The 25,232-nt window shown below is 65.8% G+C and carries 28 protein-coding genes; 13 read left to right on the top strand and 15 right to left on the bottom strand.

The window, feature by feature from the left end:
- Nucleotides 1–609: 609 nt before the first annotated feature.
- Nucleotides 610–918 carry a non-histone chromosomal MC1 family protein gene (locus RH858_RS14270; protein ID WP_259534084.1) on the bottom strand — a complete coding sequence of 103 codons (309 nt, stop codon included), beginning with the start codon at nt 916–918 and terminating at the stop codon, nt 610–612.
- A 341-nt stretch (nt 919–1,259) separates the two neighbouring features.
- On the opposite strand from RH858_RS14270, the gene RH858_RS14265 reads away from it, so the two are divergent.
- Together RH858_RS14265 and RH858_RS14260 are read left to right on the top strand one after the other, a co-directional pair.
- Nucleotides 1,260–1,457: a hypothetical protein gene (locus tag RH858_RS14265; RefSeq protein ID WP_119820851.1), complete on the top strand. Its 198-nt coding sequence runs from the start codon at nt 1,260–1,262 to the stop codon at nt 1,455–1,457.
- Nucleotides 1,458–1,521: 64 nt separating this feature from the next.
- Complete coding sequence (locus RH858_RS14260; RefSeq protein WP_259534085.1) at nt 1,522–2,577, top strand: quinone-dependent dihydroorotate dehydrogenase; 1,056 nt, start codon at nt 1,522–1,524, stop codon at nt 2,575–2,577.
- Between the two features lie 51 nt (nt 2,578–2,628).
- Here the strand turns inward: RH858_RS14260 and RH858_RS14255 are convergent, their stop codons facing one another.
- Entirely contained in the window at nt 2,629–5,274 is a 2,646-nt protein-coding gene (locus RH858_RS14255) for a valine--tRNA ligase (protein WP_259534086.1), read from the bottom strand.
- Nucleotides 5,275–5,423: 149 nt separating this feature from the next.
- Between RH858_RS14255 and RH858_RS14250 the strand changes: the two genes are divergently transcribed.
- On the top strand, nt 5,424–5,648 hold the full coding sequence (locus RH858_RS14250) for a hypothetical protein (protein WP_259534087.1): 225 nt from the start codon (nt 5,424–5,426) through the stop codon (nt 5,646–5,648).
- On the opposite strand, the gene RH858_RS14245 is transcribed toward RH858_RS14250, so the two are convergent.
- Genes RH858_RS14245 through RH858_RS14230 form a run of 4 tightly spaced genes read right to left on the bottom strand, consistent with a single transcriptional unit; the run spans nt 5,645 to nt 7,693 of the window.
- On the bottom strand, nt 5,645–6,145 hold the full coding sequence (locus RH858_RS14245) for an amino acid-binding protein (RefSeq protein ID WP_259534088.1): 501 nt from the start codon (nt 6,143–6,145) through the stop codon (nt 5,645–5,647). The genes RH858_RS14250 and RH858_RS14245 overlap by 4 nt on opposite strands.
- Nucleotides 6,146–6,204: 59 nt before the next feature.
- On the bottom strand, nt 6,205–6,438 hold the full coding sequence (locus RH858_RS14240; RefSeq protein ID WP_259534089.1) for a hypothetical protein: 234 nt from the start codon (nt 6,436–6,438) through the stop codon (nt 6,205–6,207).
- A 60-nt stretch (nt 6,439–6,498) separates the two neighbouring features.
- Nucleotides 6,499–6,846, bottom strand: a complete 348-nt coding sequence (locus RH858_RS14235) for a hypothetical protein (RefSeq protein WP_259534090.1) — start codon at nt 6,844–6,846, stop codon at nt 6,499–6,501.
- Between the two features lie 10 nt (nt 6,847–6,856).
- Nucleotides 6,857–7,693 carry a ubiquinol-cytochrome c reductase iron-sulfur subunit gene (locus RH858_RS14230; RefSeq protein WP_259534091.1) on the bottom strand — a complete coding sequence of 279 codons (837 nt, stop codon included), beginning with the start codon at nt 7,691–7,693 and terminating at the stop codon, nt 6,857–6,859.
- 131 nt (nt 7,694–7,824) lie between these two features.
- Between RH858_RS14230 and ppc the strand changes: the two genes are divergently transcribed.
- Nucleotides 7,825–10,530 (top strand): phosphoenolpyruvate carboxylase, encoded by a 2,706-nt coding sequence (ppc, locus tag RH858_RS14225; protein WP_310562233.1) that lies wholly within the window; start codon nt 7,825–7,827, stop codon nt 10,528–10,530.
- A gap of 43 nt (nt 10,531–10,573) precedes the next feature.
- Here ppc and RH858_RS14220 read toward each other — a convergent pair whose 3' ends face one another.
- Entirely contained in the window at nt 10,574–10,804 is a 231-nt protein-coding gene (locus RH858_RS14220; protein WP_259534093.1) for a hypothetical protein, read from the bottom strand.
- Nucleotides 10,804–11,199 carry a Rid family detoxifying hydrolase gene (locus RH858_RS14215; protein ID WP_310562232.1) on the bottom strand — a complete coding sequence of 132 codons (396 nt, stop codon included), beginning with the start codon at nt 11,197–11,199 and terminating at the stop codon, nt 10,804–10,806. The genes RH858_RS14220 and RH858_RS14215 overlap by 1 nt, the downstream gene beginning before the upstream one ends.
- 137 nt (nt 11,200–11,336) lie before the next feature.
- On the opposite strand from RH858_RS14215, the gene RH858_RS14210 reads away from it, so the two are divergent.
- Nucleotides 11,337–11,996 carry a riboflavin synthase gene (locus RH858_RS14210; protein ID WP_310562231.1) on the top strand — a complete coding sequence of 220 codons (660 nt, stop codon included), beginning with the start codon at nt 11,337–11,339 and terminating at the stop codon, nt 11,994–11,996.
- Between the two features lie 13 nt (nt 11,997–12,009).
- On the opposite strand, the gene RH858_RS14205 is transcribed toward RH858_RS14210, so the two are convergent.
- Nucleotides 12,010–12,912, bottom strand: a complete 903-nt coding sequence (locus tag RH858_RS14205; RefSeq protein WP_259534096.1) for a helix-turn-helix domain-containing protein — start codon at nt 12,910–12,912, stop codon at nt 12,010–12,012.
- Nucleotides 12,913–13,204: 292 nt separating this feature from the next.
- Between RH858_RS14205 and RH858_RS14200 the strand changes: the two genes are divergently transcribed.
- Entirely contained in the window at nt 13,205–13,795 is a 591-nt protein-coding gene (locus tag RH858_RS14200) for a 50S ribosomal protein L15e (RefSeq protein ID WP_259534097.1), read from the top strand.
- 135 nt (nt 13,796–13,930) lie between these two features.
- On the opposite strand, the gene RH858_RS14195 is transcribed toward RH858_RS14200, so the two are convergent.
- The gene (locus RH858_RS14195) at nt 13,931–14,086 is read right to left on the bottom strand and encodes a hypothetical protein (protein WP_310562230.1); all 156 of its coding nucleotides are present in this window, start codon (nt 14,084–14,086) and stop codon (nt 13,931–13,933) included.
- Nucleotides 14,087–14,225: 139 nt separating this feature from the next.
- On the opposite strand from RH858_RS14195, the gene RH858_RS14190 reads away from it, so the two are divergent.
- The 3 genes from RH858_RS14190 (at nt 14,226) to RH858_RS14180 (ending at nt 17,038) form a co-directional block, all read left to right on the top strand.
- Complete coding sequence (locus RH858_RS14190; RefSeq protein WP_310562229.1) at nt 14,226–14,804, top strand: hypothetical protein; 579 nt, start codon at nt 14,226–14,228, stop codon at nt 14,802–14,804.
- The gene (locus RH858_RS14185) at nt 14,801–15,220 is read left to right on the top strand and encodes a universal stress protein (RefSeq protein ID WP_259534099.1); all 420 of its coding nucleotides are present in this window, start codon (nt 14,801–14,803) and stop codon (nt 15,218–15,220) included. Before RH858_RS14190 ends, RH858_RS14185 begins: the two co-directional genes overlap by 4 nt.
- Nucleotides 15,221–15,337: 117 nt before the next feature.
- Nucleotides 15,338–17,038, top strand: coding sequence for a 2-oxo acid dehydrogenase subunit E2 (locus tag RH858_RS14180; protein ID WP_310562228.1), 1,701 nt, complete (start codon nt 15,338–15,340; stop codon nt 17,036–17,038).
- A 6-nt stretch (nt 17,039–17,044) separates the two neighbouring features.
- On the opposite strand, the gene RH858_RS14175 is transcribed toward RH858_RS14180, so the two are convergent.
- From RH858_RS14175 to RH858_RS14160, 4 genes are all read right to left on the bottom strand, one after another.
- A complete protein-coding gene (locus RH858_RS14175) occupies nt 17,045–18,070 on the bottom strand; it encodes an NAD(+)/NADH kinase (protein WP_259534100.1) in 1,026 nt (341 codons plus the stop codon).
- 38 nt (nt 18,071–18,108) lie between these two features.
- Nucleotides 18,109–19,110, bottom strand: a complete 1,002-nt coding sequence (locus RH858_RS14170; RefSeq protein ID WP_310562227.1) for an alpha-ketoacid dehydrogenase subunit beta — start codon at nt 19,108–19,110, stop codon at nt 18,109–18,111.
- Nucleotides 19,107–20,141: a thiamine pyrophosphate-dependent dehydrogenase E1 component subunit alpha gene (locus RH858_RS14165; RefSeq protein WP_259534102.1), complete on the bottom strand. Its 1,035-nt coding sequence runs from the start codon at nt 20,139–20,141 to the stop codon at nt 19,107–19,109. Before RH858_RS14165 ends, RH858_RS14170 begins: the two co-directional genes overlap by 4 nt.
- Before the next feature lie 193 nt (nt 20,142–20,334).
- Entirely contained in the window at nt 20,335–21,321 is a 987-nt protein-coding gene (locus tag RH858_RS14160) for a GDP-mannose 4,6-dehydratase (protein ID WP_259534103.1), read from the bottom strand.
- A gap of 92 nt (nt 21,322–21,413) precedes the next feature.
- On the opposite strand from RH858_RS14160, the gene RH858_RS14155 reads away from it, so the two are divergent.
- The 4 genes from RH858_RS14155 to RH858_RS14140 all read left to right on the top strand — a co-directional run bounded on the left by RH858_RS14155 (nt 21,414) and on the right by RH858_RS14140 (nt 24,919).
- Entirely contained in the window at nt 21,414–23,090 is a 1,677-nt protein-coding gene (locus tag RH858_RS14155) for an ATP-binding protein (protein WP_259534104.1), read from the top strand.
- A gap of 122 nt (nt 23,091–23,212) precedes the next feature.
- Nucleotides 23,213–23,683, top strand: a complete 471-nt coding sequence (locus tag RH858_RS14150; protein ID WP_259534105.1) for a pyridoxamine 5'-phosphate oxidase family protein — start codon at nt 23,213–23,215, stop codon at nt 23,681–23,683.
- Between the two features lie 155 nt (nt 23,684–23,838).
- Nucleotides 23,839–24,294 (top strand): type IV pilin N-terminal domain-containing protein, encoded by a 456-nt coding sequence (locus RH858_RS14145; RefSeq protein WP_310562226.1) that lies wholly within the window; start codon nt 23,839–23,841, stop codon nt 24,292–24,294.
- A gap of 178 nt (nt 24,295–24,472) precedes the next feature.
- Complete coding sequence (locus RH858_RS14140) at nt 24,473–24,919, top strand: PQQ-binding-like beta-propeller repeat protein (protein ID WP_310562225.1); 447 nt, start codon at nt 24,473–24,475, stop codon at nt 24,917–24,919.
- 58 nt (nt 24,920–24,977) lie between these two features.
- On the opposite strand, the gene RH858_RS14135 is transcribed toward RH858_RS14140, so the two are convergent.
- Nucleotides 24,978–25,220, bottom strand: coding sequence for an amphi-Trp domain-containing protein (locus RH858_RS14135; RefSeq protein ID WP_310562224.1), 243 nt, complete (start codon nt 25,218–25,220; stop codon nt 24,978–24,980).
- Nucleotides 25,221–25,232: the final 12 nt, after the last annotated feature.

Genomic DNA, 25,232 nt, shown 5'->3' with positions numbered 1-25,232 from the left:
CTTACGGATCTTATCGTACCGCGTCCGAGGGCTTAAACCCATCGGATCGCTTCCGATTCGATCCCCGCGAATCCGGCCGAATTCGGTCCGGATTCGCGGTCTCGTTCGCATCACGATTCGAATGCCCACCTACTGATAAGGGCATCGGATCGGACGCGGTCGACCCCTCCCATCGGGAGAGGTCGGACCCCGGGTCGCCCCGGGGCGTTCGCATTCTAACCGAGGAGAGTCGACCACTTAACCCCGTCGTTCCATCGCCGCCTCGTCACTCGATTCCACGGCCCGTCGTCACAGTTGTCGACGAGGCTATCGGTCGGGTTCGAAACCTTCCAGTCGATGGCGAACGCCCGAGTTACAGGGAACACGAGACAGGGAACACGAGACAGGAAGCGCGACGGTTCACACTACCGGGAGAACTGTTGCGCGGATGGAGGCCGGTCGATCATCCGTCCGCTCGTACGGGTCGTCCCGCCGGGCGTGCGCCGCGCGTACGACTAACTGTTCGTCACGCGAATAAAAGAGTCGGATTCGACGGCGTCGTCGGCGACCCGATCTTCGCGACCGCCCGACAGGTCGTCACTCTCCGCTGCTACTCGCGGCTACTCGCGGCTACTCTTCGAGGTGTTCGATGCCCTCTTTGGAGACGTTTGCCTCGGTGATCTCCTCGGGCATCCAGTCGGGACTGTTGTCCGGCGCCTCCTCTTCCCAGGCCCAGCCTTCGTAGATGTGGACTTTGTCGGTCCCTTTCTCGCGGAGTCTGAGTTCCTCGGGATCGGCGGCGTCCTCGCTGGGTGCCGGCTCGAGCCGTCGGGCAGCCTTGAGTGCTGCCTGTCGAGGAGTGTTCCCCGAGAACACGCTCGGTTCGTCTCCACCTTCCTCTCGAAGTGCGAAATTGCGCTTACCATCTTCACGTACCATGGTTTTAACCCTCCATGGCAATCGAACACATGATACGTTATAAAAATACCGGGGAAGGCCACCAGAAAGACAGAAAGTATTTAAGCTTCGATCTCGCTCCACCGGAACGAGCGGCGAAAAAAGCGGTTACGGGGCCGATACCGGGGTGAAATCACGGGGTTCAGGGGGCACTGGATGCTCGCGCGCGGTCGGAATCGCCCCACGGCCACCCTGTCCGGGGAGCAAATCGGCGTCCGAACGACCCTCAGCATGGTCGGCTCTTCATCACGGACGGGGGGCCACGGGAGCGCGAAACAACACTTATGTATAGGCTACTCCGAAGTTAGGGATAGATAGGTTCGATGGTCCGGAAAAAGAAGCTCAGCCCGAGTGGGGCCAAGGACGACGACGGGCAGTATCACAACGCCCACGTGAACCTTCACGAAGACGAACTCGCCGTGGCGGGAATGGAGATCGGCGACGAGGTGTTCGTCAGGGTACGGGACGGCAAGATCGTCATCCAGAAGGCGGATTCGGACGAGGTCGAACACGACTTCTAAAGCGACAGTTGACGGCTCCGGCGAGCCGGCGGCTTCTTGTCGCCGGAGGAAGTTTGTCCGGACGATGAGGGCGTACGATCTCCTGAAGCGAGGACTGTTCCTGTTGCCGCCGGAGACGGCACACGGACTCGCAGTGAACGGACTAAAGGCCGTCCAGCGGACGCCGGCAGCGGGGGCGATCGAGCGACGCTGTCGCATCGACGACCCACGCCTCGAGTCCGAGGTGTTCGGCGTGCAGTTCCCCAACCCCGTCGGCGTCGCCGCCGGCTTCGACAAGAACGCGGAGGTGCCGGTGGCGCTTGCGGCGCTGGGCTTTGGCCACCTCGAAATCGGCGCCGTCACCGCCGAACCGCAGGTCGGCAACCCACGTCCACGAGCATTCAGGCTGTCCGAGGATCGGGCACTCATAAACCGGATGGGGTTCAACAACGACGGGGCCGACGCGATCGGACGCCGCCTGGACCGCGGCCCGCTTCCGGACGTTCCGCTCGGCGTCAACATCGGCAAAACGACCGCGACGCCCCTCGCGGAGGCTGCCGACGACTACCGGTACACCTACGAGCGCGTCGCCGAAGCGGGCGACTTCTTCGTGGTGAACGTCTCCTGTCCCAACACTCCGGAGCTCCGCGAACTACAGGACAGAGATGCCCTCGAGGAGATCCTCTCGAAGCTGCAGTCCGCCGGTGCCTCGCCGCTGTTGGTGAAACTCTCGCCAGACCTTCCGGGCCCCGCACTCGAGGAGGCACTTTCGGTCGTCGACGGGATGGGCCTCGACGGGGTCGTCACCACGAACACGACCACCGAACGCCCGAACACGCTGGAGAGCCCGAACCGAAGCCAGCGTGGCGGCCTCTCGGGAAAGCCGATCGAGGACCGTGCGACCGACCTCGTGGGGTACACCGCCCGACGGGTCGACGTTCCCGTGGTCGGCGTCGGTGGAGTCTCGGACGCCGAAGGCGCCTACGCCAAGATCCGGGCGGGGGCGAGCCTGGTACAACTGTACACCGGGCTGATCTACGAGGGGCCGACGATCGCACGCGACATCAACAGGGGACTGCTCGAACTGCTCGAACGGGACGGGTTCGACTCGATAGAAGACGCCGTCGGCGCGGATCTCTAGGCGGGATCCCGCCTTCCGTTCGGCCGACCGCTCACCGCCGACAGCTGCCGATCAGTCGTCGACGCTTACGATGACGACGACGCCGTCGGCGTCGAGGTACGTCCCGTCGCCGGCGTACTGCCGTTCGGTCTCGACCTCGAACATCTCCGGCTCGAGCGCCTCCCCGGCGGCGTGGAGTCGGTCGTCCTCGATCTCGTAGTCGCCGGCCTCGATCGCGGCCTCGATGTCGGGAACGCCGCCGCCGAACTCCGGCCCGACCAGCGAGTAGTCGAGATCGATTCCCGTGACTACCGTCTCGACTGGCGGTTCGGCGCCGGGAAGCACCGCGAGTTCCTCGACGTGCATCACGCCGGTGACGTCCGCTTCGAAGTCGGCGACGTCGGCGTACACCTCGACGCGGTCGAGCGTCGCGTTCAGGGGGAGCTGGTTTTCGCTTTTGTACTTCCGGAGCGCGCCGACGACCGCCATCGCCGCCGCCCCGGCCTCCCGGTCGGCCTCGATCCCGAGCGGTTCGGGCCACGCCTCGAGATGGATGCTCTCCTCGCTTTCGGACGCGTCGTACATCTCCTGCCAGATCTCCTCGGTGGCGTGAGCGAGCAGGGGCGCAAACAGCTTCAGGAACCGCCGGTGGGCGGTCTCGAGCGCGTACTGCGCCGAGCGTTCGTCCTGCCCCTCGCGGATCCGCTGTTTGGCGATCTCGAGGTAGTCGTCACAGAACGTCCCCCAGAAGAACGACCGCAACCGGTCGCGCGCCTTCGAGAACTCCCGGTGTTCGAACTGGTCGGTGAGCGTCTCGATCTCGTCGTCGAGCCGGGCGAGTAGCCACCGATCCAGTTCCCGGAGCTCCTCGGGACGATCGACCGTCCCCTCGGGAGTCAGCGAGTCGACGAGCTTCGAGGCGTTCCACAGCTTCCGGAGCAGTTTCTCGCCGGCGCGGAGCCCTTTCTCCTGGTACGGGAGGTCGTCGCCGACGGCACTGCCGGCCGCCCAGAAGCGCGCGGCGTCGACGGGATACTTCTCGAGCACCTCGTCGGGGGCGACGATGTTCCCTTTCGACTTCGACATCTTCTCGCGGTTCTCGTCGAGCACCATCCCGTTGATCATCGTCGAGTCGAACGGCACTTCGCCGGTGTGTTCGTAACACTTGATCACGGTGTGGAACAGCCAAAAGGAGATGATGTCGTGACCCTGCGGCCTGACGTCCATCGGGTAGATCTCCGGGCGATCCATCGTGTACGACTCCGTCTCGGGGTCCCAGTCCCAGCCGGCGTTGATCAGCGGAGTGAGCGACGAGGTCGCCCACGTGTCGAAGACGTCGTCCTCCGGCCGGAACGACTCGCCCCCGCAGTCGGGACACGCCGCGACCGGCGGGTCGTCCGAGAGCGGATCCACCGGGAGGTCGTCCTTTTCTGCGAGGATCTCGGTGCCACAGGAGTCGCAGTACCACACCGGGAACGGGATCCCCGAGGAGCGCTGCCGGGAGATACACCAGTCCCACTGGAGCCCCTCGACCCAGTGTTCGTACCGGGTGAGCATCTTCTCGGGGAACCACTCCATCTCCCGACCCGCCTCGAGATACTCGTCGGTCCTGTCGAGCACCTCGACGTACCACTGTTCGGTGACGAGGAATTCGATGCCCGTCCCGCACCGTTCGTGGACGTTGACTGTGTGGGTGATCTCCCACCGGTCGAGCAGCGCCCCGACGCCCTCCAGGTCCTCGACGATCTCTTCGCGCGCGTCCGTCGCGTACAGCCCGGCGTACGCGCCGGCGACGTCGGTGAGGTGCCCCGACTCGTCGATGGCGATCCGCAGCGGGAGATCGTGGGCGCGGTACCACTCGATGTCGGTCTGGTCGCCGAACGTACAGCACATCACGATCCCCGACCCAGTCTCCATGTCGACGCGGTCGTCCTCGAGGATCGGCACCTCCTGGCCGAAGATGGGGATCTTCGCATGGTTGCCGACGAGGTGGGCGTTCTCCTCGTCGTCGGGGTGGACGAACACCGCAACGCAGGCCGGGAGCAGTTCGGGACGGGTCGTCGAGATCGTGAACGTCTCCGGGAGGTCGTCGTCCGCCGCCGCTTCGACGACCTCGAATGCGATGTCGTGGAAGTGTGACCCCCGCTCGTCGTCCTCGGTTTCCACCTGCGAGATCGCCGTCTCGCATTCGGGACACCAGATCGCCGGCGCCTCCTCGCGGTACTCGCGGCCCTGCTCGTAGAGGTCGACAAACGACAGCTGGGAGACGCGTTGCACCTGCGGGGAGATCGTGCGGTAGGTGTTGTTCCAGTCGATCGAGACCCCCATCGACTGCATCTTCTCGGTGAACTCCGCTTCGTACTCCCTGCACACCTCCCGACACTTCTGCTGGAACTCCCGACGGTCGAAGTCCTGGTGGCGGATGTCCAGCTCCCGTTCGGTGAGTCGTTCGCTCGCGATCCCGTTGTCGTCGTAGCCGAACGGGAAGAAGACGTCGCGCCCGCGCATGCGATGGAATCGGGCGACCACGTCCTGGAGGATCGACCCGTATACGTGACCCCAGTGGAGGCTCCCGGATACCGTCGGCGGCGGCGTGTCGATCGCGAAGGCGGTGTCCGGGTCGGCTTCGGCGTCCGGATACGAATACGTCTCGTCGTCGACCCAGCGTTGCTGCCACTTGGATTCGACAGCGTCGGGGTCGTAGTCTCCACTGGGCATTGCTACGGCGAGTATAGCCCGCCATCATATGTTAAACGGCACGATTGTGTGGCGAAACGTGGCGACGGTGTGGCGAGACGTGACGACGGGACTGGGCGGGACGACTTCGGGGACAAACGCTTTTATCATCTCCGCCGGGACTGGGCCCCATGAGCGACGGAGAGGAGGACAATCCCTGCCACGCCTGCGGCGAATCGACGACCGACGCGCTGTCGCGAACGGTCAGGCTGAGCGTCGACCGGTCGACGATCGACACCCAGCGGCTCTGCCCGGAGTGTTTCGCCGAGTGGATCGCCCGCTACGAGGAAGAGATGAAAAACGAACAGGACGCCGGAATCGGAGGCGACCCGGACTCGGAGATCATCGTCGACTAAAACTCCACGCGCCGGACGTACGACAGCTCCCTGATCTCCACGAGCAGGTCACCGGGCAACGGATCGTCGGTGATGACGTACAGCTTCGGCTCGTCGGTGAACTCCGGGTCGTCCGAGAGCACCTGCCTGATCGAGATCCCCCGGTCGGCGATCAGACCGGTGATCTCGGCGACGATGCCGGCCTCCTCGGCCGCGCCGACCTCGACAGTGAGCACCGACAGGTCCAGCACCGGCGCGAGATCCATCAGGCTCGGGATCGCGGAGATGTTTCCGAAGATCTCCCGAAGCTGTGGGTCCTCGAGGATCGCGTCGGTGGTCGAATCCACGACTCGACGGTCGACGTCCAGCTCGCGCGCGATTCCGGTGTAGGGGATCTCGATCCCGCCGGAGACCACCCGGCCCTCCTCGTTGACGGAGAAGCCTCGCTCGAGCAGCAGCCGAATCACCGCCTGCTGGCTCGGCGATCCCTCGAACTTGCCCATGATCTCGTCGAACATCCGTTGCCGGTGTTGTCGACGGCGCGAGGTTAATCCTTGTGGGTCCCCCCGGCCGAGACTCACTCGTCTGTGAGTTCGTCTCCGTCGTCGAAAAGCCCCATGTCGGTCGCAACGAGGTCCGCGATGTGCTCGGCGATCGCGGGATCGACCTCGGCGACGTCCTCGCCGTCGTGGAGCCGCCGGTTGTGTCGCTCCACGGTGTCGGCCACCTCCTCGAGCGGGACGCGGGATCTCGTCTCGCAGGCCGGACAGACGATCGGCACCCTGGGCTCCTCCTCGTCGTCAGTTGCCATCGGCTCGGGATACGCGGCAAGGATACAAAAAGCAACGCGACCCGGTCTCGGGGCGAACGGTCACGCGTCGTCGGAGTCTACAGCACCGTCGTCCGCGTCGGCGGCCGTCGCGAGCGCGTCCGGATCGATCTCGTCGACCGCCCCCGCGAGGGAGGCGGCGTCGCTTGCGACCGTCGTGTGATCGACGCCGGCCTGGTCGGCGACGAGCCGGACGTGGGCCGCCAGAAGCGACAGCGCCTGGAGGCCTTCCTCCCGAGGGGAGTCGGCACGCTGGGCGAACGTGGTGTCGACCTCCTCGCCGTCCCGGACGACGCCGACGACAGCTGCGGTGACGCCGTCGTCGTCGAGCAGCTGCCGGGCGTACTCGAGTTCCCGCGCGAACTGCTCGTCCTCGCTGGGTGATGTCACGCGTGGGACCTCACTGTGGGCGCGGCCGGGCGATGAACAGCGTCCGGACGATGTTGAACGGGTCGTACACCGACTGGTGACACTGACAGTACACCTTGTCCTGGGCGTCGTACCGGACCGAGTCCGGAGTCCGTTTGTAGCCGGGGACACAACAGAAGTGCGTACAGACGTTGAGATACGCGAGGAACCCCTCCTCGGTCGACGCTTCGAGCCACTCGCTTTCCTGTGCGGCCTCTTCGATCTGCGTCGACCGGATCACGTTGACCGGCAGCACCTCGTCGGCGCCCTCCGAGCGCCACCGGCAGGTTGCGGGCTTGCCGACGCCCGCAGCGCCGATCTCGTTGCCCCACTCCTGATAGTCGTCGAAATCGTCGATGTGGAGCCGGTCGCCCTCGTCGTACGTCTCTCCCTGCCAGTCGTATCCCGGGCTGCCGGTGACGTGAAAGTAGTTGTCCGAATCGAAGTCGGGCTGGATCCCGGCGGCACCCTCGTAGCCGCAGTACTGGAACCACTCGCCGGAGTAGGTCTCGCCGCCCAGTTCCATTCGCGCGACCTCGACCTCGACCCCCTCGACGACCTCCGTCTCGATGTCGGGCCAGACGCCCCGGAGATACCCCTCGTCGTCGAGTTCGACGGGGATCTGTGGCATCCCTCTCGGCGCCGGACCGCCAGTACGTTCGATGGCCATCGCCTCCGTCTGGCCGCCTCCCGCGCCAGTCTGTGTCGTCAGGGTGTTGATCGACGCGATGCCCGCCGCGCCGACGCCCGAGAGCGCGGCACCGCCGACGACACCCTTCACGAACCGGCGACGTCCGGATTCGGAGGGATACTTGTCCTCTTCGGTCATATCGCTCCCTACGGCCCTGCAGTAAAAAGCATGACGACCGAAGGCGTCCGCCAGCGGGTGATCGAGGGGCACGGAAGGCAAAAATTTGGGGGAGTAATGGTTTTTAGCAGTGGGAAACCAACGGCCGTGGCATGGAGTTACACGACAGGAGCGTCCGCCGCGACGTACGTGAGCTCGGGGCACTCCTGGGAGACGTACTGGAGACGCAGACGTCGACCGAGTCGTTCGAAACCGTCGAGGAGCTTCGAACGGACGCGATCTCTTACCGGGAGGGGGATCTCGACACGCGAAACCCGATTCGGGATCGAATCGACGAACTGTCCCCGGACGAGGCGAGCGTTATCGCGCGTGCATTTACCGTCTACTTCGAACTGATCAATCTCGCGGAGGAGCGCGAGCGTGTTCGCGCCGTCCGGCGCGGTCGACAAGAACACACCCTCGAGGACACCTTCGACCGAACGGTGTCGGAACTGGCCGAACAGGGCGTCGACGGGGAACAACTGCAGGCGATTCTCGACGACGTGTTGGTCGAGCCGACGTTCACCGCTCACCCGACCGAAGCACGGCGGGGGACCGTAAAGGCGAAACTGCGGTCGATCGCAGAACACATCGAGGAGCTCGACGAGCGCCGCCTGACCGACCGGGAGCGGGAGGCACTGTGGCGGAAGATCGACGCCGAGGTGAACAGCCTGTGGGGAACCCGACAGGTTCGGGAGCGTCGTCCGGAGCCGACTGACGAAGCGCTGAACGTCCAGTGGTACCTCGAGAACACGCTGTTCGACGTGATCGGGGAGACGTACCGCGAACTCGAGTCGGTGGTCGACGAAGAGTTCGGCGACGTCGAGATCCCGAAGCTGTTCGAGTTCCGGTCGTGGGCCGGCAGCGACCGCGACGGCAACCCGTTCGTCACGCCGGAGGTGACCAGCGAGACGCTCTCGCGTCAGCGGTCGGTCGTCGTCGAGAAGTATCGCGACGAACTGAAGGTGCTGTCGGCGGCGCTCAGCCAGGACGGTGCCCGGTACGACACGGGACCGGCGTTCACCGAGCGGCTCGAGGCCGACAGAAACCGGTTCCCCGGGCTCGCACCGGAGATCGAAACCAGATATCCCGACGAGCCGTACCGCCAGAAGCTGCGCTTCATGCGCGAGCGGCTCGCCCGCGTCGACGACGTCCGGCCCGGAGAGTACGACGGCCCCGAGATGTTCATCGAGGACCTCGACGCGATCCACCGGAGTCTCCTCGCCAACGGCGGACAGGCAGTCGCCGCGGAGTTCGTCGAGCCGCTGCGCCGACAGGCCTCGACGTTCGGCTTCGCGTTGGCGTCGCTGGACGTTCGGGACCACCAGGAGAACCACACCGAGGCGGTCGCGGAGGCGCTGGAACGCCAGGAGATCGACTACCGCGAGCTCGACGAGGAGGAGCGCATCGAGCTGCTCACCGATGCGATCCTCCAGGAGGAGCCGGTGATCGACCCGTCGGATCCGGGGCTGGTCTCCGAGACCGCCACGCGGGTCCTGTCGCGGTTCGCCAGGCTGGCCGACTGGCAAGACGAGTACGGCATCCAGGCGATCGACACCTACTGCATCTCGATGACCGAGGAGTCCAGCCACGTGCTCGAGGTGCTGTTTTTGGCAGATCAGGCCGGCGTGGTCGCGCTCCCCGATCACTGCGGGATCGACGTGGTGCCGCTTTTGGAAACCGAGTACGCACTCGACGGCGCCGAGCGCATCATGGGTCGACTGTTCGAAAACGAGGCGTACGCACAGGCGCTCGCGACCCGGGGGAACACCCAGGAGGTGATGCTCGGTTACTCCGACTCCAACAAGGAGAACGGCTTCCTGGCTGCCAACTGGTCGCTGTACCGCAACCAGAAGCGACTCGCGGCGATCACCGACGCCTACGACGTCGACCTCCGGCTGTTCCACGGCCGCGGCGGGTCGATCTCCCGGGGCGGCGGGCCGATGAACGAGGCGCTGCTGGCGCTGCCAAACGAGACGGTGACCGGGCAGGTGAAGTTCACCGAGCAGGGCGAGGCGATCGCCGAGAAGTACGGCAACCCCGACATCGCCGAGCGCAACCTCGAACAGATGCTCGACGCCCAGGTTCGGTCGCGACACCGGGCGCTCGAAGAGCCCGTCGAGGCGGTAGAGGACGAGTGGCGCAAGGCGATGCAGACGATGGCGGACGCCGCCGGCGAGTCGTACCGAGAGCTGCTCGAAGCCGATGGCTTCGTCCAGTACTTCGAGCAGGCGACCCCGATCACGGTGATCGAGGACCTCAACCTGGGCTCCCGGCCGGCCTCCCGGACCGACGAGCGCAGCGTCGAGGACCTCCGGGCGATCCCGTGGGTGTTCTCCTGGACGCAGTCGCGGTGTATCCTCCCCGGCTGGTACTCACTGGCCTCCGGGATCGATGCGTATCTCGAGGCCGCAGCCGACGAGGAGGCCGCGCTCGAGACGCTCCAGGAGATGCACGACGAGTGGCCGTTCTTCCGGACGACGCTGGACAACGCCGCGGTGGCGCTGGCCCGAACCGACATGGAGATCGCCACGGAGTACGCCGAACTCGCGGACGCGGAACTGCGCGAGGAGTTCTTCCCGCATCTCCGGGCGGAGTACGAACGGGCAAGCGAGCTCGTCCGCACCATCACCGGCCGTGAGTCGCTGGAGCGCCGCGAGTGGCTCGAAGGGAGCCTCGAACGCCGCAACCCGTACGTCGATCCGCTAAACCTACTACAGGTGGATCTGCTCGACCGGACCCACCGCACGCCCGAAGAGGAGCGCACCCTCCGGCTGACGGTCAACGGGATCGCTGCCGGAATGAAGAACACGGGATAGCGCGGGCCCGGGATAGCTCGAACGTCGTAACGATCGCTTTCCGTTACCGACCCAGCTGCAGGAGCCGCGGTTCGAACAGGTACGCCGTCACACCGAGGACCGCACCGATCGCACCCGCGAGGGGGAACAGTCCCGCGTACCCGAACGGCAAGTCGCCGTCGAGCAGGAGGTACCCCTGTGCAACGACGAGGAACACGAGCGCGCCGATTACCCCCCACAGCAGCGCCGATTTCCGTCGATCGCGGGGATGGATCGGGGGACCGTCGTCAGCCATCACTCGGGGGCGGCGTCCGGAACGACGGCGACGGCCTCGACCTCGACGCCGACGCCCTTCGGGAGCGCACCAGCCTGGACCGCCGACCGGGCGGGCGGTTCCTCCTCGAAGTAGGTGCCGTACGTCTCGTTCATCTCCTCGAAGTCGTCGATGTCCGCGAGGAACACCGTCGTCTTCAGTACGTCCTCCGGGCCGGCGCCGGCCTCCTCGAGCACCGCGAGCAGGTTGTCGAGCACCAGCTCGGTCTGCTCGGCGATCGGGGCGTCGTCCAGCAGTTCGCCGTCGGTCGTCAGCGGGATCTGCCCGGCCGTGAATACGAGCTCGCCCGTCGTCGTCGCCTGACTGTACGCGCCCACTGCCGCCGGTGCTTCGTCGGTACTGATGATCTGCTTCATGCGGTTTCCTTTCGTCGCCCGGGGTTCATTAATGGTTCTTCCTGCGCTACGTCTGCCGGATCCGATGCCGGGGACGATGCGGACACCTCCAGTGCAATATCGACAGCACCTAAACCGGGCCGCGTGTAGCCTCGCGTATGTTCACCGGCATCGTCGAGCGGACAGGGGAGATCGTCGGCGTCGAACACACCGAAGACGGGCGACGGCTCGCGATCGCGGCGCCCGGAATCGAGGACGTCCACCACGGACAGTCGATCGCGATCAGCGGCGTCTGCCTCACCGTCGAGCGACACGGCAAAGAGGTCGAGATCGTCGAAGCCGCCCCGGAGCTGGGGGACGCCTCCAGTGAGGATTCGAACGCGGGCAGCGTCTTCGAGGTGTTTCTCGCGAGCGAGACCGTCGCAAAGACGTACCTCGGTGAACTGGGCGTCGGCGACCGGGTGAACCTCGAGCGCGCGCTCGCGGCCGACGGCCGGTTCGACGGCCACCTCGTGCAGGGCCACGTCGACACGGTGACGACGGTGACGGGAATCGAACGCGTCGGGGAGGACTGGACCTTCTCGTTTGCCGTCCCCCCCGAGTTCGACCAGTACGTCGTTCACAAGGGGTCGGTCGCGCTGGACGGCATCTCGCTGACGGTCGCCGAGCGCCGCGAGGACGAAATGGACGTCGCCATCATCCCGACGACCTACGAGCTCACGACGCTGTCCGACAAGGAGGTCGGCGACCCCGTCCACCTGGAGGTCGACGTCGTCGCGAAGTACGTCGAATCGATCGCACAGGGCTACCTGGAGTAAGACCCCGCGGTTGTTACGACCGGTCGAACTCGATGACTGATAGCTCCTCGTCCAGGAGGACCGACAGCTCCTCCCCGTCGACAGTCACGGTGACCGCGACCCGCACCGGGTCGTCGTCCACGATGGATTCGACGGACTCGACCGACTCGGGTCGCTTCCAGAGCGCGATCTCCCGGTAATCGTATCCCGCCTCGTACAGCAGGGAGACGACAGCCGGGTGATCGAGGAGGAGCGAAACCGCCGAGGTGTGCGAGACGAGTCCACACTCCCGACATTCGTGGACGACCTTGACGCGACCGTCGGGCGGGTCGTCGCCCTCCAGTTGTGCTCGGGCCACTCGTGCGTCGATCGGACCGTTGCAGAGCGGACAGAACCCGCGAATCGTCTTCTGGATCTCCGAAAGTGTGTACTGCTGGAGCGCGTCGGGGTTCGATTCGACGTCGTGTGCCCCGACGAGGATCGGCGGCGCGTGCATGACGACCCGGACGTCGCAGTCGTCACACGCGACGGTCACGTGACCGTCGTCGTAGCTCGCTTCGAGGGTTCCCTCACAGCTCTGTTTGGCGCACTCGCCCACTGGATTCGGGTCGAGTTCGGTGTCGGGTTCCGTGTAGACGCCCGAAACGACGGCGCCGATGATCTGGGCGCCGGCGTGCGTCAGCGCGTAGCCGTCCTCGCGATGCTGGACGAACCGTGGGACGAGCTCCGAGAGGTGGTAGTTGAACCGCCCGGAATCCCGGACGCCGACACGCTCCCTGAGGTCCGAAAACGGGACCGGGTCGCGCTCGGGACCGTCGATCTCCTCGGGCGATTCGGTGTGGATGTCCCACAGCGCCTGCAGGATCTCGAACCTGGTGTCGTTGGCGACGACGCCGAACACGTCGTCGAGATCCGGGACCGGTCTCGCGTCGGTCATACGCGATACTGTGGTGGATAGATATAATCATCCTGTCGGCGGGATCGACGGGATCTGGGGCGGTGTCGGGGCGCGAACCGATCGTCCCGGGCAGCCGACGTTTCGAAGCCCTTAACCCGGTTCTCGAAGTAGCACCGGTAACTCGCTGGCCGACGGGCGACCAGTGGGCACCCGAACCGCCGACGCTCCGGCTCGCGCCGGGGCAGCCGGCGACGGGACGAAATGTGGCCCGGGGCGGAGCCGATCGGTTCCGCCGCCGCGGCTGAATCGCAAGCGCCCGTGGTGAACACCCATGGCACGAAGCTTCTACTCGCACATCAAGGAAGCCTGGCGGGATCCCAGCGACGGGAAACTCGCCGAGCTGCAGTGGCAACGAAAACAGGACTGGCGCGAACAGGGCGCGATCGAGCGGATCGACCGCCCCACGCGGCTGGACAAGGCCCGCGAGCTGGGCTACAAGGCCAAGCAGGGCATCGTGGTCGTCCGCGTCGCGGTCCGGAAAGGCGGCGCACGAAAGCAGCGCTTCACGGCCGGCCGCCGGTCGAAACGGCAGGGCGTCAACCGCATCTCGCGGCGCAAGTCGATCCAGCGCATCGCCGAGGAGCGCGCCAGCCGGAAGTACCCCAACCTCCGAACGCTGGCCTCCTACTGGGTGGGCGAGGACGGCACCCAGAAGTGGCACGAGGTCATCATGGTCGACCCGAACCACCCCGCGATCGAGAACGACGACGAGCTCAACTGGATCTGCGACGACTCCCAGAAGGGTCGGGCGTTCCGCGGGCTGACCAACGCCGGCAAGTCCAACCGCGGGCTCAACCGCCGCGGCAAAGGCGCCGAGAAGGTCCGCCCGAGCACGACGAAAAACGAGCGCAAAGGGAACTAACGCCGCACAGTTTTCCAGGGGCACGGCCCCGCTGTGATCGCGTTTTCGTTCCGCGACAATCACTTGCGTCCCACGAATAACCGCGACCAGTGAGCCGCGGATTCGCCCGGCGGAGGCTCGACGCTCCAGTTCTTTTCAAGTGAGTTCCTCGACGGGGCAGGCCCGGGACCCACGTGGTGGCGGGCGACCGGGGTCCTGTTCAGAGACGGCTGGAACGAGTTCGACAGTGACTGCGAGGGCCTCGAAGGTCCCCCCGGCCGGTCGGACGGGCCAGCCGTCGCGCAGCTGCACACTGCCGGCAATCGAAAGGGGACATATTAACCGTCCACGGGATCCAATTACGGGTAATGACGGTAACTCTGGACCTGGTTTGGGAACGCGACTGTGTCGATCAAACAGAACCGACTGCGCCGCCCCGGGGGGAGCGTCGATGAAACCGGGGCGCGTCGACTTCTTCGTGGATCTCGCGTACGGGCTGTTGATCTTCCTCGCGGTGGTGTTCATTTTCACCGGCGAGACCACGATCGGAATCGCGTTCGGACTGGGGGCGCTCGTCTCCTACGGCATCCACGTGACCTGGAAGATGGCGCGTTTCGATCCCGAATGGATGACCAAGGAGATGACCGAGAACCTCGAGGAAACGCTGACAGAGGAGGTCACCGAAAGCGTCGGCGAGAAGGTCACCGAAGAGGTCACCCAGGAAGTCGGCGAGAAGGTCACCGAAGAGGTCACCCAGGAGGTCGGCGAGAAAGTTAGCGAGGAAGTCACCGCCGAGGTCACCGAGAACGTCACACGGGAGGTCACCGAGAACGTCGAGGAGAAAGTCACCCAGGAGGTCGGCGAGAAGGTCACCCAGGAGGTCGGCGAGAAGGTCACCGAGGAGGTCACCCAGGAAGTCACTGAAAACGTCGAACGGGCGCTGTCGACGGAGATCGACTCGATTATCGAACAGCTCGAAAAGGTCAACGAACGCATCGACAGTCGGTTCAAAGAGGGTGAGGTCGAATGATCGATCGGGTGCTCGTGGCGATGGACAACTCGGAACTTGGCGAGCGCGCCCTCGAATACGCGATCGAGGCGCATCCGAACGCCGAAATCACCGTCTTGCACGTTGTCGGGGAGCCCTCGGGGATGCTCGGAGGGGCGGCCGGCATCGCGCTGGCGGACGACATCGAGGAAGCCGCCGAAGAGCGGGCGGAAGACGTGTTCGATCGCGCGAGAGAGATCGCCGACGAGCACGGCGTCGAGATCGACACCGCAGTCGAGATGGGCCGGCCGGCGCGCGCGATCGTCCGGCGGGCGGAGGCGTTCGACACCGTCGTGATCGGGAGCCACAGCGGGAGTCTCGCCGACCGACTGTTCGTCGGCGACGTGGCGAAGACGGTGTTCCAGCGGTCGCCGGTTCCGGTGACGGTCGTCCGGTGAAACAGTGGATCTGGACCGGACAACCGCCAGATTTCGGGTGGTTCGACGTCGGTACGTGGACGGACACCGCCCCCGACGACAGGCGATTTTATGACATCTCAGTCACAATCTCGTGGTATGGGATACCTCGTCAAGATGCCGAAACTCGGCATGGAGATGTCGCAGGGAACAGTCGTCGCGTGGCTCTTCGAAGAGGGAGACGGCGTCGAGGCGGGAGAACCGATCGCGGAGATCGAATCAGAGAAGACGACCGCCGAAATCGAGGCCCGCGAGGACGGCGTCCTCGGGCGGATCCTGCTCGCGGAGGGGGAGACCTGCGAGCCGGGGGATCCGATCGGGATCGTCGTCGGCCCGGACGAGGACGTCGCCGAGTTCGAGGCAGCGATCGGAGGAACTGGGGACGGCGATCTGTCCCCGGACGCGGAACCTGCCGCAGAGTCCACCACGGACGGCGAACCGGAGGAGATCACGGCGGGCGAATCGGGAGCCGACGCCGAGTCTGCTGTGGACGTGAAAGCGACCCCGCGCGCCCGCAAGCGGGCCGAGGAACTCGGCGTCGACCTCGTGGGGATCGACGGGACCGGTCCAAGCGGGGCAGTGAGCGCCGACGACGTCGAGGCCGCCGCCGAGGGAAAAGAGGAGTCCCCCGACGAGGAGACAGCCGAGAGCGCCTCGGAGGCGGCCGGCCTCACCGTCAGCGAGGAGCGCACCTTCGGACAGATGCGCCGGACGATCGCAACGCGGCTCGGGGAGAGCTACCGCGAGGCGGTCCACGTCACCGAGCACCGCCACGCCGACGCCGAGGCGCTGCTTTCTGCGGCCGACGTCGCCGACGAGGAGCTCGGGGTCGACGTCTCCCTCCCGGACGTCCTGCTGGTCGCGCTGTCGGCCGCTCTCGAAGAGCACCCCGAGTTCAACGCGACGTTCGAGGACGACACCCACCGGCTCTACGAGGAGCACAACGTCGGCCTCGCGGTCGACGTCGAACAGGGGCTGTTGACGCCGGTGTTGCGCGACGTCGGCTCGCTGTCGCTCGAAGAGATCGCACAACGCCGACGCGAGCTCACCCGGCGCGTACTCGACGGCGAGTACGACATGTCGGACCTCCAGGGCGGGACGTTCACGGTGACGAACCTGGGAACCTTCGGCATCGAGCAGTTCGACCCGATCATCAACCCCCCACAGATCGCGATCCTGGGGGTCAACGCGATCGACGAGCACGCCGTACGTGGCGACGACGGCGTGACGTTCCGCCGGCAGCTTCCCCTCTCGCTGTCGTTCGATCACCGGGTCGTCGACGGCGCCGACGCGGCGCGGTTCCTCGAGACGCTCGTCGAGCACGTCGAGAACCCCTGGCCGCTGTTGCCCGACGCGGTGTCTGTGACCGCCGACGTGGCGACTTCGGGCGAGGCGGTCGAACTCCCGGAGCGAACCGTGAGGACGCATCTCCGGGAGGATCTCTCGGGGTGGATCGCGGCCGGCTCCTTCGAGTGGGAGTTCGACGTCACCGAGAAGTTCGGCGGCAGCGGCGGCCCGACGCCGATCGACTACTACCTGGGCGCGCTGTCGTCGTGTCTGGCCTCCAGCATCGGCATCCAGGCTGACATCCGCGACGTGGAACTCGAGGAACTCTCCGTCGAGGCCGAGGCTGCTCCAGCGGAGGGTTCCGTCGAATCGCTCGCTGCCCGGGTGACGATCGACGGCGACACCGACGACGAGACGCTGGAACGGCTCGTGGAAAACGGCGAGCGAACCTGTCACGTCGCGGAGTTGCTCCGCGAGGACGTCCCGCTCGAACTCGGCTGGGAGCGTCCCTGACGATCGCTACAGATCAGTTACGAACGCCCCATCGCGGGCTGCAATCTCGAGCGTTTTCACCGACCCGATCAATCGCGGCCCGTCAGTTCGCACAGTGAGATCGACGGTGGCGTTCGTCAGTTCGAGGTCGCGCTCGCCGTCGACGGCGAGAACACCCTCCTCGATCGTCGTCGACAGCGTCTCGCCCGGGTCGAGCCGGTGACGCTCCCGAATGCCGATCCGTTCGACCACCCCGGGGGCGACGATTCCCCGGAGGATCCGCTCGGGCTGTGGGTCGGTCGTCGCGTCCGTCTCTCCAGCGAACCGCAGCCCGATCCCGCCGGGATCGTCGGGGGCGTGTTCTCCCGCGGCGCCGGCGATCCCCGAGAGGCCAATTTCGCCGGGAGACGCCCGCGAGACGACGCCGATCCGGTAGGCCGTAGCGTCGAGGATCGCCCGCGTCCCGACGAACGGCTCCGCGAGAACGCCGGCGGTCGCGAGCCCGCGCTCGGTCCGGTCGGCCTCCCCGCGCACGCTCGCCTCGATCCAGCCGTGGCGGTACGTCACCGCGTCGGGATCCACGCGACCGGTCGCGACCAGCCCGGCCGCGATCCCGGCGACGGTTCCGTCGACCGAGTCGGGGACCACGTTGTTCGTTCCCGTCGAGATCGCAGCGACCGGCACCTCACCGATCCGGAACCCGACGTCGGCGGTGGTGCCGTCACCGCCGAGGACGATCGCCGCGTCGGCGATCTCGGCGAGCCGTTCGGCCGCGCGATGGGTGTCCTCGCGGTGGCCGGTCGCGAGGGTGTCGAGTTGTCGGACAGGGATCCCCTCGGCGTTGTCGACGATCCGGTCGGCGATCGAACTGACGGTCGGCATCACGAGCGCCTCGATCGGCTCCGCGAGGGAGGCGAGCCCGGCGAGGGCGCACTCGGCGGTCCGGCGCTTCGCGTAGTTGTCGCTGACGGCGGCACCCCCGACGAGCCGCCGGATGTCGCGGCCGGCCGCGGGGTTGACGATCAGCCCGACGGTGGCTGGCTCCCCGGTCACGATCGACGGTCGGTCCCGGGAGTCGACGAATGAACCACTCAGATCACCCGATCGATCGCCTCGCGGACGTCCTCGCCCGTGGGGATCACCTCGTCCTCCAGGGTCGGGCTGAACGGGACGTGCGTGTCGGCGATGCCCACGCGCTGGATCGGCGCATCGAGGCTGAAGAACTCCTCTTCGACGATCCGCGCGACCACCTCGGCGTGGGTGCCGTACGACAGCGGGCTCTCGTCGGCGACGACCAGCCGGCCGGTCTTCCGGACGCTCTCGGCGATCGTCTCGGTGTCCAGCGGGTACAGCGATCGGGGATCGATGACTTCGAGGTCGGCCTCGTCGGCCATCTCCTCTGCAAGATCGAGCGTCTCACCGACGAGCCGCTGGGTCGCGACGACGGTGACGTCCTCGCCCTCGCGTTCGATGCTGGCCTCGCCCAGCGGAACCGTGAAGTCGGGATCGGTCGGAACCTCCCCTTCCTGCTCGTAGATCACCTTGTTCTCGAACACCATCACCGGATCGTTAGACCGGATCGCCGACTTGAGCAGCCCCTTTGCGGCCGCCGGCGTTCCGGGGGCGACCGCCTTGATCCCCGGGAAGTGCGCGAACCACGTGTGGACGGTGCCGGAGTGCTGGCTGGCGGCGCGCTGGCCGCCACCCTCGGTGGTGCGGATCGTCACCGGCATCTCCGTCTTCCCGCCGAACATGTAGCGCATCTTCGCCATCTGGTTCATGATCTGTTCCATCGAAACCCCGAGGAAGTCGGAGAACATCACCTCGACGACCGGCCGGGAACCGGTGGCTGCAGCCCCGACCCCGGCGCCGACGAAGCCGGCCTCGCTGATCGGCGTATCGCGGATCCGCTCTTCGCCGAACTCCCCGATCAGGTCGCCGGTGACCTGGAAGACGCCGCCGAACGTGCCGACGTCTTCGCCCATCACGAACACGTCCTCGTCGCGGCGGAGCTCCTCGCGCATCGCCTCCCGGAGCGCCTCCCGGACGGTCATCGTCTCGGTCTCACCGGCGGTCTCGAGTCCGGTGCTCATCGGGAATCACCCCCGTCGGCGCGGGGCAGTTCAGCGAATGTTGCGATCTCCGGTGCAGGTTCCGCGAACATGTCCTCGTAAGCCTCGTGTGGTTCGGGCGGGTCGGCTCGCTGTGCGCTGTCGACTGCCGCGTCGATCTCGGCGTCGATCTCCTCCCGGATCGATTCGAACTCCGCGTCGGTGAGCTCTCCGCGATCGATCAGCCGTTGTTTGAACTGGTCGATGGGGTCCCGCTCGCGCCAGGCCTCGATCTCCTCCTCGTCGCGATACGGCTGATGGTCGCCCTCGAAGTGTCCCTCGTAGCGGTAGGTGTCCGCCTCGATGAACGTCGGCCCGTCGCCGGCGATTGCCCGCTTTCGAGCCTCCGCGACGGCCTCCGCGACGGCGGTCACGTCCATGCCGTCGATCGTAAAGCCCGGGATGTTGTACGCCTCGGCGGTCTCGCTGAGGTTCTCGACGTTGTGCTGTTTCTCCATCGGCGTCCCCTCCCCGTACTGGTTGTTCTCGACCAGGAAGATCGCCGGCAACCCCCAGGTCGCAGCGAGGTTTATCGACTCGTGTACCTGCCCCTGTGCGACCGCCCCGTCGCCGAAGAACGCCAGCGCGACCCGGTCTTCGCCGTTCCGGTGAGCGGTCAACGCCGCCCCCGTCGCGAGCGGCGGGCCGGCCCCGACGATGCCGTTCGCGCCGAGCATCCCGGCCTCCACGTCGGCGATATGCATCGATCCGCCTTTGCCGTTGCAGTAGCCGTCGGCCTTGCCGTACAGTTCGGCCATCATCCGCTCGGTGTCGAGCCCCTTCGCGATGCAGTGGCCGTGGCCCCGGTGGGTGCTCGTGATGTAGTCGTCCGATTCGAGCGCGGCGGTGGCCCCCACGCCGACCGCCTCCTCGCCTTTGTACAGGTGGACGAATCCGGGGAGTTCGCCGTCCGCGAACAGCTCCCCCGCGGTGGACTCGAACGCGCGGATCCGGTACATCCGTCGGAGCGCCTCGATGCGCCCCTCCTCGGTATCCATGTCTATCGGTGGCATACACCAATACATTGGCCGCCATGAGGTAAGACAATTATGTAAATATTCGATACTGTCACGTTTCGATAGTATTTGACGAAACCGAGCTCGAAAGGACCCGATAGCGGCGTTTGATATACAACATCCTCAGAAATGAGGGATTTAATATATAATATCCGTGGTGATACGATCCGGAACGCCGTCCGCTCGATCGTCAGGAGTTCCGGACCAGCGGGTCGTACCAGTCCTCGTTTCGGCGGTACCAGTCGATGAACTGCCGGACGCCCTCGCGGATGTCGACGGTGGGTTCGTACTCCAGCAGCTCGGTGGCCTTCGAGACGTCGGCGTGGGTGTGTTCGGCGTCGCCTTCCCGGGGGTCGTCGTAGACGATCTCGAGTTCGGGGTCGATCTCGTCGCGGACGACCGCCGCGAGCGTGGTGATGTCGATGTTGTCCGTGGAGCCGACGTTGAGGATCTCCCCGTCGGCGCGGTCGTCGGAAAGCAGCTGTTCGTTGACCCGGCGGACGTCGGTGACGTAGGTAAAATCGCGGGTCTGGGTGCCGTCGCCGTAGATGACGGGCGGTTCGCCGTGGAGACACCGGGAGACGAAGTTCGTCATCGCCATGTTGGGGCGCATCCGGGGGCCGTAGACGGTGAAGTAGCGCAGAGAGACCGTCGGAAGTCCGTAGCGCTCGTAGTACACGCGGGCGTACTGCTCGGTGGCGAGCTTGGAGACGCCGTACGGGGAGACGGGGGTCGTGGGGTGCTCTTCGTCGTACGGGAGGTACTCCGGCTTGCCGTAGACGGACGAAGAGGAGGCGACCACGACCCGATCGAGGTCGTGTTTCCGGGCGGCCTCGAGGAGCTCGATCGTACCGTCGACGTTGTAGCGGTTGACCTTCTTGGGTTCTTCGACGCTCTTGCGGACCCCTGCCTGGGCCGCCTGGTGGTACATGATCTCGGCGTCGGCAACGAGTTCGTCGACGGTTTCGGCGTCGGTGATCGACCCCTCGACGAGCTCGTAGGAGCCGTCGCCGTCCTCGGCGGCGCGTCTGGCTGCATCGACGTTGTGTCGCTTGATTCCGAGGTCGTAGTACGGTTCGAAGTTGTCGACGACGGTGACGTCGTGACCCTGGTGGACGAGCTGTTCGGCGACGTGACCGCCGATGAAGCCGGCTCCCCCAGTGACGAGGACTCGCATGGCTGTGTAATGTGTAGGTGGCGTACAAAAAGCGGGCGCTTCGCCTCTCGACGTATCAGTACATCTACGGTGGACGATATTCTACGGGGAATATGACCGACCGACGGGACGAAGGCGACGGGACGTTCGATCGAAACGCCGCGTATTCGCAGCTCTACGAGGTGATGCAGTCGGAGGCGTCGCTGAACACCCGTCTCGAGGCGGCACTCGAGGTCGGCGCGTCCGCCTTCGACGTGGAGATGAGCTACATCGCGGAGATCGACCGCGAGGCGGGCGACTGGGAGATCGTCCTCACGAACTCCCCGAGCGAACGACCGGACCCGATCGGGCTTCAGGAGGACCTCGAGAACACCTTCTGCAGCCGGACGATCGAAGAAGAGACGACGATCGCGTTCGCGGACGTCGCCGACGTCGGGCTGGAGGATCACCCGGCGGCCGTAGAGTACGGCATCAGCTGTTACCACGGGGCCCCGATCCTGGTCGACGGCAAGACGTACGGCACGGTCTGTTTCTCGTCGCAGGATCCCCGGGCGAAGCCGTTCACGGAAGCGGAAAAGTCGTTTACGCACCTGCTGGCCCAGATGATCGGTCACGAGATCGAACAGGCCGACTACGACCGCGAACTCGCCGAACGGGAGCGCGAACTCAACGAACGGGAGGAGATCTACCGTGCGCTCATCGACGCAAGCTTCGACTTCGTCTTCCGGCTCGACCTCGACGGGCGGTTCGTCCACGAGGTCGGCGGTCGGGCAGTCCACGACACGCAGTCGATAGACGCGTTTCTTGGGTACGGCGACGAGGGGCTCGACGGAACGCCGATCACGGTCGCCCATCCCAATCAGGAGACGACCGACTGGGCGTGGTCGCTGTTCGACCGGGTGCTGAACGGCGAGACGGTCGAGGCGCGGTACTTCCCGCTGGAGACGAACTCGGGAGAGATCGTGTATGTGGACCTCCGGGGTGCGCCGATCTACGACGGCGACGTCCCCCCGGAGGAGCGGTCGCCCGAGGACATCGTCGGGGTCCAGGGGACCGCCCGGGACGCGACCGAGCGGAAGCGACGCGACGGGTTGATAAGCGTCATCAACCGCATCCTGCGGCACAACCTCCGGAACGACGTGGGCGTGATCGACGGCTACGCCGAACTCCTCGAGTCGAACGTGAACGACGGCGAGAACGCGGCCCTGGCCGGACGGATCCGGACCGCCGCAGACCGGCTGCTCGATCTGAGCGAGACCGCACAGAAGCTCGAGGAGAACGTCGACGCGCCCCCGGAACTGCGACCGGTAGACGTCGTGCCGGTACTCGACCGGGTGGTCGAGCAGATCGACGCGACGTATCCCGACGCGGAGATCACGGTCTCGGGACCCGAATCGGCCGTCACCGAAAGCGCCCCGCGGATGGAGACGGCGCTGTGGGAACTCGTGGACAACGCCGCAAAGCACACCGGCGAGTCTCCCGCGATCGACGTCGACGTGGCCATCGAGGGGACCGGGGAGGCCGACTCGTCGGCGACGGTGGTGATCACCGTCGCGGACGACGGTCCCGGGTTGCCGGAGATGGAGCGGTCGGTGCTGGAGGCCGGCGAGGAGGAGCCCCTCGTGCACGGCCAGGGGCTCGGGCTCTGGCTGGTGTACTGGATCGTCACGAGCCTCGAGGGCGACGTGTCGGTGGCCGACTCCCGACGGGGAACAACCATCCAGGTGCGGTTGCCGGCGGCGGAGGGGTCGGCGGAGTCGTCCGGGCCGACGTCCGGCGAGTCGTCCTGAACCGACGCCTGGAGGTCCGGACGCGTCGGATCGAACCCTCCCGGACAGTACGCCGAGGAAGTGATACCTGTCCAATACGACGGTAACAACCACTAAGCCCGTGGAACGCCAGTGTACAGCATATGATCGACCGGCCACCGAGCGTTGGCAACGTGATGAGCGAGTCGGACGCGCGGGCGTTGCTCGAAGAATCCTTCACCGGCGTGTTGAGTCTGGGTGCCGGGAGTCGAGGCTACGGCGTGCCGATGTCGTATCACTACGACCTGGACCAGGATCGGATCGTCGTGGGATTCGTCAACGGCTCCGGGAGCAAGAAGGAGGCGTTCGTGGAGGCGGGGGCCGAGGTGACGCTGACGGTGTACACCATGGACGACGTCGACGTCTGGGAGAGCGTCGTCGCGACCGGGACCCTCTCTCCCGTCAACGGGAACTCGATCCCCGAGGAGTTCGTGCCGGTGTTTTTTACGCGGGATCCGGAGTCGGTAGACCAGCGGGAGTGGAACGATCTCGACGAATGGGAACGCCAGTGGTACGAGATCCGGGTGCAGGACGTGTCCGGACGCCACAGCGGACAGACGCCCGTTAGAGAGTAGCGGTACCAGGGAGCATTCTCACAGCTGATATTCGAGACGACGGGGATATATGATCGCCGACGCAACTTGGTTGTAGCCACCGCGAGAGGGGTAACGCGTCGACGATCGCGTCGGCTGGGGGCGCTTCCCCTTTCGGTGGGATGGACACACGACAGATGCAACTGAAATCATTTGTAACGGAAAAGCGAGCAGTATCGCCGGTCATCGGGGTCATTCTCATGGTCGCGATCACCGTCATTCTGGCGGCCGTGATCGGGACGTTCGTGCTCGGCCTGGGCGATCAGGTCGGGGACACGGCGCCGAACGCGAACTTCGACGTCGACGTCGACGACGAGGAACAAAATGTCACGTTCACGCACTCGGGCGGGGACCAGATCGACCCGAGTACGCTGAAGTTTACGACGTCAGGGGATGTCGGGCTAGATTCCTCTTACCATCACGATGCGAACGGTGACCTCAACGTAGGAAATATCACCTTCGACCAGATGTCGGCGGGCGACAGTCTCACGGCCGAGCTGGACGACAACGACGGAACCGTCAACCTCGTCTGGGACACCGGCGATCGGTCGTCGATCCTTCGATCGGTCGACGTGACCTTCGGATCTAATTAACTGGGGATCTCTTTTCGAGGATTTTTCACGACGTTACACACCGGAGCCGAGCGTGTGAGAGATGGAAGGATGTTTTACCTAGCGAACGCGCTCCGGGCGGGCCAACACACACCCCATCCCTCAAATGGCCACTGAACCTTACGCCAGCTGTTTATAAACGCGCCCGGTAGGGGCTGGTGTGAATAGACGGACGTTCCTCGCGACGGTGGGGGTCGGCGGGGCAGCCCTGACGAGTGGCTGCCAGGGACTCGCCGGCGACGACAGGCTCGAGTGGCGGTTCGAAACCGGCGGCAGCGTGACCTCGGTTCCCGCCGTCGACGACGGGATGGTTTACACCGGGAGCCGCGACAGGTCGGTGTACGCGATCGATCGGTTCACGGGCGAGAAGGAGTGGACGTTCGACACCGGCGGCACGATCTACAACTCGGCACCGGTGATTTCGGAGGACACGCTTTACGTGGGCGGCGCCAGTGGATCCGGGTGCGTACACGCGCTCGACAGGGATTCCGGCGAGGAGAAGTGGCAGTTCGACACCGACGGGACCGTCCACGACTCGCCGACGATCGCGGCGGGGACGCTGTACGTCGGGAGCAACGACGGCCACCTGTACGCGGTGTCGATCTGAGTCGCGGCGGGGAGGCGGCCGGTTCCGGCGGGGAGGTGTTCAAAAGCGTCCGCCGAATTCAGCGCGTCCAGCGGATCTCGTACTCGAGTTCGTAGCGTTCCTTTCCGGTTTCCGAGTCGGTGAGGCGTTCGAGTTCGACCTCGAACAGCGGGGTGTCGGGGATCTCGACGGTCGTCGCGTCCCCGTCGCCGTCCAGGTGGACCGTCCCCGCCTCGATCTCCTCGGCGGCGGCGACGAGCGCCTCGGCGATTTCGGCCCTGGATCTCGGTTCCTCGGTCTTGAAGAGTACTTCTTCGGGCATCGGTTGATGGTC

It is taken from the genome of Halalkaliarchaeum sp. AArc-GB (assembly GCF_031432225.1).
Lineage (GTDB): Archaea > Halobacteriota > Halobacteria > Halobacteriales > Haloferacaceae > Halalkaliarchaeum.
Note: the sequence above shows the minus strand (reverse complement) of the source record. Positions and strands in the feature narration are given on the sequence as shown.